This window comes from Mycolicibacterium agri (assembly GCF_002553505.1).
Lineage (GTDB): Bacteria > Actinomycetota > Actinomycetes > Mycobacteriales > Mycobacteriaceae > Mycobacterium > Mycobacterium agri.
In genome coordinates, this window is record NZ_PDCP01000240.1 from 1 (window position 1) to 718 (window position 718).

Below are 718 nucleotides of genomic sequence, written 5' to 3' on the forward strand. Positions count from 1 at the left end.
ACCACGCCGACCGCCACATCGGCAGCCTCAATGAAGAATGGCCACCCCGCGGTCGTCATCCACAGAGACGGTCAACACCGATCACGACGTGGGCGGCTTTATTGGCCACCACGCCGCCGTCGCGGATCTTGATGCGGATGGCGTCGATATACAGGATCGGATACACCGGATCGACCGGGCGCGACTGCCAGGCCGCGATCTCATCGACCACGACGTCGGTGACCCGCGAGACCGTGGCCGCCGACACCGCAGCGCCATAGACCTCGCCGAGATGCTCGGTGATATCGCGGGTGGACATGCCCCGCGCATACAGCGACAAGATCATGTCCTCGACCTGGCCCAGCCGGCGTTTGCGCTTGGGCACGATCACCGGGGTGAAGGTGCCGTTGCGGTCTCGAGGTACCTCCAAATCGACCGGTCCGGCGGTGGTCAGCACGGTCTTGCGGCCGTGACCGTTGCGGGAGTTGCCTGAGCCATAACCGGCCGGATCACCGTGCTCGTAGCCGAGATGATCGGCGATCTCAACATCCAAAGCCCGTTCAAGCACAGCCTTGGTCATCTGTGCCAGCAGTCCGTCTGGGCCATCGATCGGGGTGCCCGAAGCCTCCGCGTCGGCCAACAAGGCATCAACCGCCGCCGGCTGAATCGCCCTGGATTCGCCGGAGGCTCGAGCTATTGGATTCCGACCAGGGGTTGGTCGGTCCGTGATGCATCGTAG

1 pseudogene is annotated in these 718 nt (G+C 64.3%); it reads right to left on the reverse strand.

The features are described 5' to 3' along the window. Positions 1-70 precede the first annotated feature (70 nt). Positions 71-646 (reverse strand): annotated as a pseudogene (locus CQY20_RS33985) (IS256 family transposase); the annotation flags it as partial. Between the last annotated feature and the right edge of the window lie 72 nt (positions 647-718).